Below are 13,832 nucleotides of genomic sequence, written 5' to 3'. Positions count from 1 at the left end.
AACGATATGATGCAATCATAAAACAAAGTAAACAGATAGACTTTTCATTTTAAATAATTTTTAGTATACGGTCTACTAATTAGTTTGTAAATAGTAAGTTCCAAAACTATTATCTCTTCGATACAAAGATCACCCTACTCAACTATCATCCGCAAATAAAACGCCACTCCCTCATCCTCATTCTCGACACACACATCTGCACCATGCAGCTCGGCAATCTGCCGCACAATCGTCAGGCCGAGACCGAACTGTCCTTTCTTTCCTTTATAAAACGGCATAAACAACGTATCCTTCACATCTGCCTCAATCGAACCACCATCATTCCAGAACCGAAGCAAGACATACGACTTCCCTTCTTCCTGTACCTTTTTCAACGTCACGGATGCTTTCTGGGCAGCGTGGCGAATCTGATTATCAAGCAAGTTCTCAATCGCAATACTTACTTGTTCGTCGTCCCCCCGTACACAGGCCGGGACTATATCAATCTCCCATTCAATGTCAAGCCTGCGCACACGTAGACGAGTGATGGCATCTTCGACGAGCAAACTTAAATCTACCGTTTCCATCTCATGTTCGCGGCTGGCCAGATAATCGAGCTTCGTTAAGTACAGCAAGCTGCGAATACGCTTCTCAAGCCGTTCTGATTCCTCTTCAATCACACCAACCGAGCCATCCAGGTCACCTTTCGGAAAAATTCCATCCCGAATCGCCTGCGCATAGCTGCGAATCACCATGACCGGCGTTTTTAATTCATGAGAAATATGCTGGAGAAAGGACTGCTGGGCTTCATCCTGCTTGATCAACCGCCTGCGCATCCGCTCAATCGACTGACCCAGTCTTCCAATCTCGTCTTTACGGTTCACATCAAGCGGTTCGTGCCATTTCCGATCTGCGATCTGCTTCACATGCCTCTCCATCGTGCGCAGCGGGCGGGATAAATAGCGGGCAAGCCAGAGTGCGAACGGAACACCGACAAGAAGGACGAGCCCCATAATGCTAACGAGCTGGCGCAGCAAGGAACGATTCATCTCTGTCTCATACGCACCTGTTATATACGAAACGAGCGAGACAGAATGTCCACCGACCTTCTCGCTCCGAATCATATAGTAAAACTGTTGATCCTGTATATTTTGCTGATACTTCTTCGTACCTGTCTTCTGCTTGACAATTTGGTCCGTAATCTTCGTGAGCACTTCTGGTGGCAGGCGATGCGGTGTCAGCATCACAAGTTCATTATCAACGAAAATAAGATGCTTCACATCCCGCTTTTCACGATCAGGTGGTGATGGTCGTTTTTCCGGATTTTCTCCGTTCACAACCCGGTGTTCCCAAAGAATGTTCTGCGCATCCGAAATACGGGCATACATATCGTCCACAAAAAATGGCCGCAGCATCCACGGTACAAGCAGCACAACAAGGACCGCAATCCCGAGCATAAAGGCAGCGAACGCTGTCCAGATTTGAATGGCAAGCGGCTGATTTTTCATATCTGTACCATCCGATAGCCATATCCATATATCGTCTCAATACGCAGCTCTGGCATTTTCTTTCGTACCCGACGCACCAGATCATCCACTACCCGATCCGTACCGAAGTAGTCTTCCCCCCAGACGCGGCGCAAGATTTGTTCCCGCGCAAACGCCTGCCCCTGGTTTTTGGCATACAGCAAAAGTAAATCGAACTCTTTCGATGTCAGCTCAATTTCTTGACCGTCCCGCGTCACAATCCGCTTCGTTTCATCGATTGTATACGGCGCAATATGAAGTACATTCCCCGCCTCCACTGCATTCGAAACCACATTGTATACCCGATTAAGCAGCCGCTTAACCCGAATGACCAGCTCACGCGGCAGGAAAGGCTTCGGCAGGTAGTCGTCACTTCCCATCTCAAGCCCGATCACACGGTCAAGTTCTGCATCTCGCGCGGAGATAAAAATAACCGGAACATCTGGCGCCTGTGCTTTAATCTCCCGGATAAGCTGGTATCCATCCACATCCGGGAGCATAATATCAAGAACCCACAAATCAGGCTGCCGAGCAATCGCCTGCCGGGCATCGCCACCATTCAAAAAAGAGGTAACGTCCCACCCCTCGTTTTGTAAATACGTTGCCAAAAGTTGATTTAAGTTCTGTTCGTCTTCTACTAAATAGATGCGGTATGGCAATCGTCTCACCCCACTGTTTTCTATTATTTCTTAAGAGTAAAGAAAAAGGCCTGTTTATGCAACAGACCCCTCTGGTCACCTTTCACCTTCTCCACTGTGACCGTGCGCTTCTCCCTGTTGACACACCTTTGATGTTTCTTAGCATACGGTGACATTGCGGAGAAATTATCAATAAATCATGGGAAATTGTAAAACATTATGCTGCCCGGCTTTTTTTCCGTAAAGCCGTACGTACATCCCCTGTTAGAATAAAGCTGGTTACCACTCCTGCGATCAATCCCCAGAACGCGGAGCCAATCCCCGCGATTGAGATACCCGATATGGTAACTAGGAATGTAATAAGCGCACTTTCTCGCTGTGCTTCTTCCTTCATTGCAGATGCAAGACTTGCACTTAAGGAAGCAAATAAAGCTAATCCGGCAAGTACAGCAATTAATTCTCCTGGCAAGGAAGAGACGAGCGATGAGATCGTGGCACCAAACGTACCGAATATGATATAAAACACGCCGCAGGAAATTCCAGCAATATAGCGTTTTCTACTATCATGATGCGCTTCTTTTCCTGTACAGATCGCCGCTGTGATGGCAGCCAGATTTATTCCGTGCGAACCGAACGGAGCGAAAAGCAGCGAAGCAATCCCTGTCGTTGTAATAAGCGGGTTGATCGGCGTATTGTATCCATCAGCTCGCAGCACCCCAATCCCCGGCGCATTTTGAGAAGCCATCGCCACTACACACAACGGAATACCCAGCCCTATTATCGCATCAAATGAAAAGGTCGGTTTTGTAAAAACTGGCTTAACCATCGCTGCATGTATCGTGCTAAACGTGAACTCCGTAAGACCATACGCTAGCAGCAACCCTACACATAGCGTGAGCGCTACGGCATACCGCGGCAAAAAACGCTTTGCCACTAAATAGCACACAATCATCGGCAGAACAAGTGTGGGCAGTTTCTGTAGCGACACGAACACCTCAATTCCAAACTTCAGCAAAATTCCCGCCAGCATGGCCGTTGTAATCGCATACGGAATCCGATTCATCACAGCAGAAAAAACACCAGTTACACCTAAAATCGTAACCATAACGGCAGAAAAAACAAATGCACCAATCGCATCTGAATAGCTATACGCTGACCAGCTAGACACGAGCAGCACAAGCCCCGGTGTTGACCAGGCCGTAATAACAGGTGAACGAAACCAGATGCTAAGCAGCAGACATGTCAGACCGCTCCCAAGCGAAATCGCCCATATCCAGGAAGATACGTATGCATCACCTAGATTTGCTACCTTCGCTGCTTGAAATACGATTAACAAAGGTCCCGCATACGATACAATCGTAGCAATGAACCCGGCTACCACAGCCGACATCGAAACATCTCGCATTATACTTGTCTTCTCCATTCCTCTCTCCTCCCGCTTCACTATGTATGTTACAAACAAAAAAAGTATTTGATTGTAAACTAATCAAATACTTTCGCCCAGGCGTACGGCTATATAATCTGTACGCTTCCTCGTGGTAATCCACGCTTCGCCAGTTACGTACAACAACCTTCATTATGTAAATGATAAAACAAAAATAGAGAAAATTCAATATTTTATATAATAAACATCTAATCCTGATCTTGACACTCATTCTGTATAGCAGCCGCGATGCGGGCAAGAAAATCTTTCAATAACGCCTTTTCTTCCTCAGACATGCCCGATAGCGATACATTCACGACTGACTCTTCGATTGGCGCCAGCATTTCTCGTAATTTTTCTCCTTCATCAGTCAGATGTACGAGCATCGATCTTCTATCGGTACTGTTTTTTTCCCGTCTAACCAGTCCCTTTTTTTCTAACAGATCAATAATCCGGGTCACGTTTGCTTGGTCTTTCTCCGTTCGCTCGGCTAAATCCTTCTGCGTAATTCCGTTCTCTTCTCCTAGTTTGGCGACTAAAACCCATTGTTCTGTCGTAATGTCATACGGTTTGAATTTGGATAACAAAAAATGACTTAATTTCCGCTGAGTGTTACTCAGAATAAACCCGAGCGACTCATCAATTTTATAAGACACCGAACAAAAAACCCCTCTCATATGCATGTTATACCCATAATAGTTCTCCTTCTCCTAATTGGTCAAGGAAGAGAGAAGGGTCAGCAATCTAATTCATTCCCCAAAACAGAACACGTTTCTGGCGCGGGATTCCTAGATACCTGCCAAATCCCTACGAACACGAATAACACCCCCACGATATGAGCCAAAGAAAACGGCTCATGTAATACGACATAAGAAAGCAGTAAGGTACTGACAGGGATGCAGCTTGTATAGACGGCAGCAGTCCCGGCAGATACTTTCGAAACCCCACGGAACCATAAGAGGTATGCTAATGCTGTGACGAAAATTCCATAGTAAAGCAACAGACCGATATCCCCAAAACTTATATGGACGAATTCAAATTGTCTTGCTTCAGCAAGAGCAAAGGGCAGAAACATCAGGAAGGAAAACAACGTTACGTACGTTGTTCCTAACAAAGAGGAAACGTTACTTGTTGTCATCTTACGCAATATGGTGAGCATGGCCTCCCCGATGACGGCCATTAGAATGAGAAAAAGTCCACCGTATGAGGCATACGATTGGATTGAAGGATCTGGAAAAAACCAACTAGGTACCTGAATACTGACAACCCCTAGTAATGAACAAAAAATACCAATCACAAGCCTTGTTGTTATTTTTTCTCTTAAGAAAACAAATGAGAGCAAGGCCACAACCGCTGGAGTCAAACTGGTTACGATACCAGCTTCTGCAGCCGGTGCGGATCGTAAGCCATAAAGCAGAAATACACGGAACAGAAACATCCCGAGAAATGATTGTAAAAATAGGAAAAGAAAATCTCTCTTTCCTACTAAAATCGACTCATTCCGGTTCATTACTACAATAGGAATTAATAGCATTAAGGCAATTGCAAGGCTAACAGCTTGTGATAAAAAAACTGGCATCTGCATCGTTGTTATTTTGCCAACCACAACGGAACTTCCGACAAGAACAGCCGCAATCGCTAACTCGAAATACGCGCTCATACGAAGGGTAATCAAATTCAGCAACTCCTCTACTTTTTGGTCATGTATACTGTAGCAAAGAGCAGCTGGTTGGTTGTAGTTCCATTAGTCGACCAATTTGACAGTACCACTCTATAAAGAAAAATACAGACCAAGGTTACTCACCTAGTCTGTATTCTTTACAAGATTTTTCGTCATCACAACATGCGGAATTCCTGCCTCCATAAAAACCTCGGAAACTGTTTCATATCCAAGCTTCTTATAGAAACCTTCCGCATGCGTTTGTCCGTGCAGCTTGAGTTTGCGAATGCCTTGTTCCCCTGCGTATTTCTCAATCGATCGCATGATCACTCCACCACTGCCCCCGCTACGGTGATCAGGCAGAACACAAATCCGTTCTACTTTTCCCATGCCGTCTACAACGCGGAATCGGCCCGCACCGACTGGTATCCCGTCTTTATATAGAAGAAAGTGCGTTGACTCGCTCTCGAATTCATCTAACTCTTCTTCCAATGGTACATTTTGTTCTTCCACAAACACACGAATGCGAATATCAAATGCTGCTTTTTGCTGCTCTTCTGTTGTGACAACCATTACTTCCACGCTGCTCCCACCCTTACTTGATGTTTGTATGCTTTTCATACTACCATATTTTTTCATGTCCGACAGCTTGACTTTTCCCACATAAAAAACGGTAGACACCTAGATTCGCTCTAGATGTTTACCGTTTCCGCATCACTTTCTTTCCTGCTAGCGCTCACTTTCTCTGTCATCGGAATGATTTGGCTGCTTCTGGTTCGTCATAGAACGCAGAGCATTCCGATATTCCTCGTCCTGTATCCGTTCTGTGGTTGGCTCTGCTGCAGCCGTTACCTGACTGCTCTTGTTACCTTGTGTTTGGAACTGCCGGAGAGCATCCCTGTAATCCTCATCTAACATATTGGTAGGATTTTTCTCCATAGGTTTTTCATCTTTTATGATGACCGTCTCCTGCTGCTTTGTTTCATCCTTGTGCGGTTTCGTTTTATCCGGTTTGTTTTCTGGCTGATTCGACATTGCCTTCGTATTGAAAAATATGATCAAGATTAAGATAACTACAGCCAATATACCGAGAATAGTAGGTATGATCATATCATTACTACCTTTTTGTTATTGGATGCGATTGTCCAATCATCCTGCCCGTTACTACAGCTACCCGCTGTCCAAGCGCTCTGCCGAGAGCCAGATCATTTTCGGTTGGCAGGTTAATCGGATCATTCGCGGATGTTTCAACCGGACAGGTGACTCCTACTCCGTAATATGAGCCATATAATGCATTTTCCGGAATGCTAGCTGGCAACCCAACGATAATCATCCCCTGATGCAGCATCGGAGTAATCAGGTTAAGCATCGTTGCCTCTACACCACCATGAACCGTTGCCGTTGTACAAAATACTCCGCCAACTTTCCCGATTAATTCGCCACGCGCCCATAAATACCCAAGTTTATCAATCCACGTTTTCATTCCGGCACTGATCGTACCAAAATGGCCTGGGCAACCCCAAATAAGCGCATCCATGTCAGGCAGCCGATTCACATCCGCCTCTCGTACATGATCCATGTACACATCTGCTCCAGCAACTGTGCCAGCCCCATCCGTGATAGAGCGGGCCAGCGCTTCTGTATGTCCGTTGTCACTGTCATACACCACATAAATTTTCATCGTAACCCTCCCGTTTTATTCCTGTTCATAAGATACCCAATGCCAAATAAAACAATCATGATCTGCTGCCGGGTTCGGAAAAAAGAAAGAAGAGAACATACAAGAACGATTGTACAGTAGGAGGTGGCGAACACCTTTCCCTTCCTTTGATCGCTCTTATATTTTCTCTTCTCATCTTTTTGTTACTCTCATAAATGTTTGATCCGCTGCAGCCGCAGGGCATTCAACACAACAGACACCGAACTGAGCGCCATCGCCGCACCTGCAAGCCACGGCTCCAGAAACCCTGCTGCCGCAACTGGAATACCGATCACGTTGTACGCTAACGCCCAGAACAAATTCTGCCGGATGTTACGCATTGTTTTCTTGCTCATCGCAATCGCGTCCGGGATGCTGTTTAAATCCCCACGCATCAGCGTTATATCCGCCGCCTCCATCGCCACATCGGTACCAGTACCAATCGCCATCCCGATGTCGGCTGTCGCAAGCGCCGGTGCATCGTTAATGCCGTCCCCGACCATGGCAACTTTTCTGCCAATCTGCTTATACTTCTTCACTTCCTCTGCCTTCCCCTCTGGAAGCACTTCTGCTAGCACACGATCAATGCCAGTTTCCCGGGCAATTGCGCTTGCTGTCCGCTCATTGTCACCGGTAATCATAACGACTTCAATCCCAAGCGCTTTCAGCCTGGATATCGCTTCTTTCGATGTTTCTTTGATTGCGTCCGCCACGGCAATGATTCCTTGATACGTACCGTCTACCGCAGCAAGCATCGCGGTTTTGCCCGCTGCCTCCAGTTCTTCCATATTACTGTAAGCAGCGCTTGCGTCTACTTCATACCGCTCCATCAGGCGGCGCGTTCCAACGAGAACCTCACTGCCTTCGACTACCGCACGAATGCCGAAGCCTGGAATATCGATGAATTCCTGCGCTTCCGGTAAGTCGATTCCTTTTTCGCGAATACCTGCTACAATCGCCTCCGCAAGTGGATGGCCGGAATTTCGCTCGGCAGCGCCTACTAATGTGAGGAACCGCTCTTCCGTAATGCCCGATTCCATAGCGACGTCCGTCAATTCTGGCTTACCCTTCGTGATCGTTCCCGTCTTATCTAGAATGACCGTGTTAGTCTGCTGTGTCGCTTCCAGATGTTCTCCACCTTTAAACAAAATCCCGAACTCTGCCGCCCGACCGGACCCAGCCATAATCGAAGTTGGTGTAGCCAATCCTAGCGCACACGGACATGCAATCACAAGTACTGCAATGGCACACTTCAAAGCATCCGCAAAGCTACCCGGTGCAAGCCAGATATACCAGATAAAAAACGTTACAACTGCAATCCCGACAACAACCGGCACGAAAATACCTGAGATTACATCGGCTACTCGCTGAATCGGAGCTTTTGAGCCTTGTGCTTCTTCGACAACTTTAATGATTTGTGCAAGCGCTGTATTACGACCGACGCGAGTTGCCTTTATTTTAAGGGCACCACTCTTATTTAATGTCGCGCCAATCACTGCATCTCCCGCCTGTTTTTCCACCGGGATACTTTCACCTGTAAGCATCGATTCATCTACAGTCGAATGTCCTTCTACTACGTCACCATCTACCGGAATTTTCTCACCTGGTTTGACAAGTAGAATATCTCCCGGCATAACTTGCTCAATCGGAATCATACTTTCCTGACCATCTCGAATCACAAGAGCGGTTTTTGCCTGTAACCCCATTAGTGTTTTAATCGCTTCTGAGGAGCGGCCTTTCGCAAGCGCTTCGAACAACTTACCGAGAAGAATGAGCGTGATAAGAACCGCACTCGTTTCATAATACATCTCAGGCTGATGCTGCCCACCCATTCGGTTCCATTCAAGTGTTACGTACAAACTATAAAAATACGCAGCAGATGTTCCAAGTGCGACGAGCACATCCATATTCGCACTGCCATTGCGGAGTGCCTTATAGGCCCCCACATAAAACTGACGTCCGATTATAAACTGCACCGGAGTCGCCAACAAAAGCTGAAACCACGGATTCATAAACAAGTCGGGTACCCAGATAAAAGACGTAAATGAGAAGTGACCGACCATCGACCAGAGCAACGGCAGTGACAGCAGTGCCGAAATCCATAATTTGCGTTTCTGCTTCATTATTTCTTTTTGCCGATGATCCCCCGATTCTTGTGTCTCCTGCTTTATGATCGCCCCGTATCCGAGCTTCTCCACTTTCTGGATGACTTCCTCTACACTTACATCAGCCGGAGAATATTCGATGTGAGCAGTTTCCAGTGCCAAATTCACATTTGCCTGCGAAATCCCCGGCATGCGAGATAGTCCTTTCTCAATCCGTGCCGAGCAGGCAGCGCATGTCATCCCCGTAATTTGCAGCTCGACAGACTGTTTAACCGTTCCGTATCCGAGCGCTTCTACTTTTTCTTCAAGCTGGGCTGCATCTACTTTCGCTGGATCATACGTAACAGTCGCTTGCTCTAAGGCAAAGTTTACTGCTGCGTGTGTTACGCCCTCCATTCGGTTTAACCCTTTTTCAACTCGGTTCGCACAGGCGGCACATGTCATCCCCGTAATCTGCATCGTGATTTGTTTCTCACTCATACCCGCACTCCTTACTATACCTATGTAGGGTATATTATTCATAAAAAAGGAAGCTGCCACTGGCAGCCCGTTGTTATTTCACATCATACCCTTGATCTTCAATCGCGGCTTTAATCGCATCCAGCGTTACACTGCCTTCTTCAAACGAAACCGCTACCGACTTGCTCGCAAGATCTACCTTCCCTGTCGCCCCTACTTCCTTAAGCGCTTCTTCCACCGCTTTCACACAGTGACCGCAGGACATGCCTTCTACTTGTAATGTTACAGTTGTCATCGTAATTCTCCTTTCGATTGATTATTTTTTCATTAACTTGTTCATTGTAATGAGTAGCTCATCAATCACTTCATGATCGCCTTCCTGAATGCGTTCAATGACACAGCTTTTCATATGACCTTCAAGCAGCATTCTGCCGACACCGTTTAATGCGGACTGAATGGCTGCGATCTGGTTCAGAACATCATCACAATAGGTGTCTTTCTCAATCATGCCCTTTACCCCGCGAATTTGCCCTTCAATACGGTTCAACCGAGTGACAAGATTACTTTTTACTTTATCGGAGTGATGGCTTTTGCGGCCCTCTCCCTCACAACAGTGGTTCTGGTTCTCCATTTCCATCACCTCCTCAATCTGAATATACCATACCCCACCACCCTATGTCAAAGTTTTAAATTATCATTTTTTCTGTAAAAAAAAGAGTAACAATCCATAGGCTGAATCGTTACTCCAAAACTACTTGGAACAGAATTCTATTGTTTTGGTTTTGGCTTTGTCTCTTTTGGTACAGGAGAAGACGGCAACGCTGCAAGAGTATAGCCCTGGCCTTGTAAATATTCAATCACTTTAGGCAGCATTTCAACGGTCTGCTTACGCTCATGCATCAAAATAATCGAACCAGGCTTTACGCCTCCATTTTTGATATTTGCCAGAATCTTTTCTGGATGATGAGCTAAGCTCCAGTCTAAACTATCAACCTGCCAAAACATAATGTACTCACCCAATTCTTTCGCTACTACTCTTGTCTCCTTATTTACCGATCCATACGGGGGACGCATATACACAATCGGATGCTGAACTTTATTTGAAATAAGTTTAGCTGTCTGTGTTAAATCACTTTTTTGCTTGGCTCCATTTTCCTTACCAAGTGCATCATGACGCATGGTATGAGAACCAATAATATTTCCCTGCTCGATCATTTGATGACCGAATTGTCCCAGCTCATCTGTGACCTGTTTGCCAATCCAGAAGAACGAGGCGTGGGCGTTATGTTTTTGCAGAATCGCCGCAATCTCCTTCGTATACTCACCAGGACCATCATCAAACGTTATGTAAACTGTTTTATTATCTTTGGTCGGGATATTATCAATTAATTTTCCAAGAGGTAACGGATAGCTCTCTTCCTGATGCGGAATATCCTTAGGCGGTACAATTTCCTCCTGTGTTTTCTCCTGCGCTTGCTGCTGCTGTTGTTGTTTGTTCGTGTCACCTGGTAATGAAGCCTGAGATGAATCGCTTTGAGCTAACGATTTCGTTAATGGATGGAAAACTATATTTACTAGAATAATAACTCCAAGACATGTGATGGCAGACCAAGTCAAAACGACCCTCTTATTTACACCTTTCACTCCTATTTTCATCCTCTCTACTAAAAATCACTCCTTTCTATCATAAAGTATTTTTTCACTAAAGTATCGTGGAAATATGTTTTTTATGTCGACTTTCTTACATAAAATCAGACATACTGGATAAATAAACAAATAATGGATGCCCTTCTATTGAAAGGCATCCATTATTTATTACAAAGATATAATTGGAGAGTATGTCCCGATGGTTACATTTGCGGCAAAACGATTCAAACCAACCGTCAAACGGCCCTCATCTTTTACCGTAAGGCCCGCCATATGAACGAAACTCGGAACGAATTCGTCTGGATACACCGCGACATTTTCTTTAAATAACTGAATACGATCCCAGTCCGTAAGCGGTATAATCGGTGCATCCTCACTTCGTTCCGTATACTCCGTTGCCCGCTGTACAAGCGGTGCTTTTGACGGATCTTTTATTACCTGATACGGATTGGAGAAAATCGTCGTGCCAAACACACCGCCCTCTCGGAAACGGTGCAAGATGCGATCTACCGCCCGCTCCGCTTTGTTTCCAAAGTTCCCCGGCACAATCGCATAATCGGCTTTAAGATCTTCAATGTGCTGAACGCCAAGCAGAAGCGAATACATATCGGAACAGATCACAAAGAAGGCTGTATGCTCCTGTCCATGAATATCAAGGGTCACTCGGTTCAGATGCGTATAATCGCCTACATTCATCGCTGGAAATTTTTCTTCGAATTGAACACGTTCAAACGACTGCGGTGTGATCTTCGCCTGTGGTGTATATACGTCTCCTTGTCGGTTTACAATCGTTAACACATTGTAGTTACGGCCTGGTTCAGCGTATGGAAGATGATCTGGTACAAGATTTAATGTCGTCATTACACTGATTTTTCTCTTTCGACATACGTCCACCAGATATTCAAGTGCCAACTCGGAATTATCACGAGTATAAGCTAAATATTCGGGAAGGACGACAATAGCTCCCTCTTCTATAGAAGAAAGCTGTTCAACTACATTAGCCAGCGCGATTTTCTCGCTAGCAAGTGGATACGATAAAATGTACCATGGATGGGACATACCTAATCCTCCTCTGTTATACGATGATGTTCATGAGCGAACGCTCAGTCAACTATGATAGTATTCGATAAAATCAATAAAACCCCTTTTTTATTGAGCATATTAATGATAAAGTCTCAGATTTACTCCTCTTTTACGTATCAAGTCAGATTATTGCACCCAACAAACAGAAATACATATGCTACAGTAATACACTTTTAGGAGCGTGTAGTATGCGGAAAAATATATACATACCTGTACTATGGAAATTCTGGATTAGTCAGGCAGTCGCTATCAGTTGGACCGCACTTTCTCTCTGGTTCTCCATTCCGTGGGTATATGATCTGGAACAAATCGTTGGACATTTTTGGGCCTTCTTTATTGTTGGGGGGCTTGCCTATGTACCGGGCTATTTAAATGCATTTTTAGTTATAAGTCTACTTTTTGACAGGCAACCGGATTTTAAAATAAATAATTCGCAGGAAGCCGTATCGGTTCTGATTGCAGCACGCAATGAAGCCACCAACATTCAAGACACGCTGCACTACATCTCCCGACAGGATTACGCAGGAACGATTCACGTCATCCTCGTGAACAATGGCTCTACAGACGATACAGTTCAGATCACTAGTGAAACAGCGAGACACTTAAATATGCAGCTAACGATTCTAGATGAAGAAAGACCCGGCAAGCATATAGCGCTAAACACAGGTCTAGACCGTGTACAGACGGATCTCGTCATTACATTAGATGCGGATACGCTTCTGCATCCAGCGGCCGTCCGGTATGTAGTATCCCGCTTGCGCAGCGCACCGGACGACGTGTGCGCCGTTGCAGGTTCCATCTTAGTCCGCAATAGCCGACAAACATTCTGGACGCGGTTGCAAGAATGGGATTACTTTCTCGGGATCGCTTCCATTAAACGATTGCAAGGACTGTATCAAGGAACATTAGTGGCCCAAGGCGCGTTTAGTTTATACAAAACAGAAGCGATCGTAAAAGCAGGGGGATGGCCAGATGCGATCGGAGAAGATATTGTGCTAACGTGGAAATTTTTCGAGCAGCATTACCGTGTTTATTTTGAACCATTAGCCGTTGCTTTTACTAATGCACCTGTAAAGTTTACCCATTTTGTCCGACAGCGTAATCGCTGGGCACGCGGCATGATTGAAGCGCTCAAGCAAGTGCGACCATGGAAGCAGCCCCGGTTATTTTCGAAGTTTTTGACCGGCATTGACTTGCTTATTCCGTATATTGACTTTTCGTATACATGTTTCTGGATACCCGGCTTGATACTCGCTTTTTTTGGCTACTTCTGGATCATCGGGCTGACTACCCTGCTCGTTCTTCCCCTTACATTAATTAGTTATTATATACTCTACGTCTATCAACGCCGGGTATTTAAAGCCTTACATTTAGCTGTCAGAAAAAACATCGTCGGTTTCATCGCGTATGTGCTCATCTATCAAATGATTATGGCACCTATCTCCGTGTACGGATATATTCAAGAGCTTCTTCACTTTAAACGTGTATGGAAATAATGCTTGCGATACCTCGACAAACAGACTATCTCTCATTTTTTAATCGACGGGTGACCGTTTCGTTTGGTGCCCAGCAGTTGAATGTATAGGTTGGATGTGTCGCATAACCAAGGCGCT

The 13,832-nt window shown here is 45.5% G+C and carries 14 protein-coding genes and 1 riboswitch; of the genes, 1 reads left to right on the top strand and 13 read right to left on the bottom strand.

What is annotated here, in order from left to right; translation table 11 throughout:
- Nucleotides 1–134: 134 nt before the first annotated feature.
- The 13 genes from PO771_RS07645 to PO771_RS07585 form a co-directional block, all read right to left on the bottom strand.
- Nucleotides 135–1,487, bottom strand: coding sequence for a HAMP domain-containing sensor histidine kinase (locus PO771_RS07645; protein WP_272562669.1), 1,353 nt, complete (start codon nt 1,485–1,487; stop codon nt 135–137).
- Entirely contained in the window at nt 1,484–2,164 is a 681-nt protein-coding gene (locus tag PO771_RS07640; RefSeq protein ID WP_272563124.1) for a response regulator transcription factor, read from the bottom strand. Before PO771_RS07640 ends, PO771_RS07645 begins: the two co-directional genes overlap by 4 nt.
- Before the next feature lie 196 nt (nt 2,165–2,360).
- A complete protein-coding gene (locus tag PO771_RS07635; RefSeq protein ID WP_272562668.1) occupies nt 2,361–3,566 on the bottom strand; it encodes a benzoate/H(+) symporter BenE family transporter in 1,206 nt (401 codons plus the stop codon).
- A 68-nt stretch (nt 3,567–3,634) separates the two neighbouring features.
- Nucleotides 3,635–3,714: riboswitch (ZMP/ZTP riboswitch) on the bottom strand.
- Nucleotides 3,715–3,775: 61 nt separating this feature from the next.
- Complete coding sequence (locus PO771_RS07630; protein WP_272562667.1) at nt 3,776–4,222, bottom strand: MarR family winged helix-turn-helix transcriptional regulator; 447 nt, start codon at nt 4,220–4,222, stop codon at nt 3,776–3,778.
- 80 nt (nt 4,223–4,302) lie between these two features.
- Nucleotides 4,303–5,241, bottom strand: a complete 939-nt coding sequence (locus PO771_RS07625; RefSeq protein WP_272562666.1) for a DMT family transporter — start codon at nt 5,239–5,241, stop codon at nt 4,303–4,305.
- A 129-nt stretch (nt 5,242–5,370) separates the two neighbouring features.
- Nucleotides 5,371–5,808 (bottom strand): GNAT family N-acetyltransferase, encoded by a 438-nt coding sequence (locus tag PO771_RS07620; protein WP_272562665.1) that lies wholly within the window; start codon nt 5,806–5,808, stop codon nt 5,371–5,373.
- A gap of 147 nt (nt 5,809–5,955) precedes the next feature.
- On the bottom strand, nt 5,956–6,336 hold the full coding sequence (locus PO771_RS07615; protein ID WP_272562664.1) for a hypothetical protein: 381 nt from the start codon (nt 6,334–6,336) through the stop codon (nt 5,956–5,958).
- Between the two features lie 7 nt (nt 6,337–6,343).
- On the bottom strand, nt 6,344–6,907 hold the full coding sequence (locus PO771_RS07610) for an NAD(P)H-dependent oxidoreductase (RefSeq protein ID WP_272562663.1): 564 nt from the start codon (nt 6,905–6,907) through the stop codon (nt 6,344–6,346).
- 188 nt (nt 6,908–7,095) lie between these two features.
- Nucleotides 7,096–9,510, bottom strand: a complete 2,415-nt coding sequence (locus PO771_RS07605) for a heavy metal translocating P-type ATPase (protein ID WP_272562662.1) — start codon at nt 9,508–9,510, stop codon at nt 7,096–7,098.
- A gap of 73 nt (nt 9,511–9,583) precedes the next feature.
- Nucleotides 9,584–9,784: a copper ion binding protein gene (locus PO771_RS07600; RefSeq protein WP_272562661.1), complete on the bottom strand. Its 201-nt coding sequence runs from the start codon at nt 9,782–9,784 to the stop codon at nt 9,584–9,586.
- Between the two features lie 21 nt (nt 9,785–9,805).
- Complete coding sequence (locus PO771_RS07595) at nt 9,806–10,126, bottom strand: metal-sensitive transcriptional regulator (RefSeq protein WP_422664986.1); 321 nt, start codon at nt 10,124–10,126, stop codon at nt 9,806–9,808.
- Between the two features lie 131 nt (nt 10,127–10,257).
- The gene (locus PO771_RS07590; RefSeq protein WP_272562659.1) at nt 10,258–11,133 is read right to left on the bottom strand and encodes a polysaccharide deacetylase family protein; all 876 of its coding nucleotides are present in this window, start codon (nt 11,131–11,133) and stop codon (nt 10,258–10,260) included.
- Between the two features lie 171 nt (nt 11,134–11,304).
- Nucleotides 11,305–12,195 carry a hypothetical protein gene (locus PO771_RS07585; RefSeq protein ID WP_272562658.1) on the bottom strand — a complete coding sequence of 297 codons (891 nt, stop codon included), beginning with the start codon at nt 12,193–12,195 and terminating at the stop codon, nt 11,305–11,307.
- 212 nt (nt 12,196–12,407) lie between these two features.
- Between PO771_RS07585 and PO771_RS07580 the strand changes: the two genes are divergently transcribed.
- A complete protein-coding gene (locus PO771_RS07580; RefSeq protein WP_272562657.1) occupies nt 12,408–13,715 on the top strand; it encodes a glycosyltransferase family 2 protein in 1,308 nt (435 codons plus the stop codon).
- The last annotated feature ends 117 nt before the right edge of the window (nt 13,716–13,832 follow it).

It is taken from the genome of Aneurinibacillus uraniidurans (assembly GCF_028471905.1).
Taxonomy (GTDB): domain Bacteria; phylum Bacillota; class Bacilli; order Aneurinibacillales; family Aneurinibacillaceae; genus Aneurinibacillus; species Aneurinibacillus uraniidurans.
This window is presented reverse-complemented; position numbering and strand designations above follow the sequence as displayed.

What these genes read in the sequence shown, in the direction of transcription:
- PO771_RS07645 (WP_272562669.1), bottom strand. Translation starts at nt 1,487, where the DNA reads ATGAAAAATCAGCCGCTTGCCATTCAAATCTGGACAGCGTTCGCTGCC.
- PO771_RS07635 (WP_272562668.1), bottom strand. Translation starts at nt 3,566, where the DNA reads ATGGAGAAGACAAGTATAATGCGAGATGTTTCGATGTCGGCTGTGGTA.
- PO771_RS07615 (WP_272562664.1), bottom strand. Translation starts at nt 6,336, where the DNA reads ATGATCATACCTACTATTCTCGGTATATTGGCTGTAGTTATCTTAATC.
- PO771_RS07610 (WP_272562663.1), bottom strand. Translation starts at nt 6,907, where the DNA reads ATGAAAATTTATGTGGTGTATGACAGTGACAACGGACATACAGAAGCG.
- PO771_RS07605 (WP_272562662.1), bottom strand. Translation starts at nt 9,510, where the DNA reads ATGAGTGAGAAACAAATCACGATGCAGATTACGGGGATGACATGTGCC.
- PO771_RS07600 (WP_272562661.1), bottom strand. Translation starts at nt 9,784, where the DNA reads ATGACAACTGTAACATTACAAGTAGAAGGCATGTCCTGCGGTCACTGT.
- PO771_RS07595 (WP_422664986.1), bottom strand. Translation starts at nt 10,126, where the DNA reads ATGGAAATGGAGAACCAGAACCACTGTTGTGAGGGAGAGGGCCGCAAA.
- PO771_RS07585 (WP_272562658.1), bottom strand. Translation starts at nt 12,195, where the DNA reads ATGTCCCATCCATGGTACATTTTATCGTATCCACTTGCTAGCGAGAAA.
- PO771_RS07580 (WP_272562657.1), top strand. Translation starts at nt 12,408, where the DNA reads ATGCGGAAAAATATATACATACCTGTACTATGGAAATTCTGGATTAGT.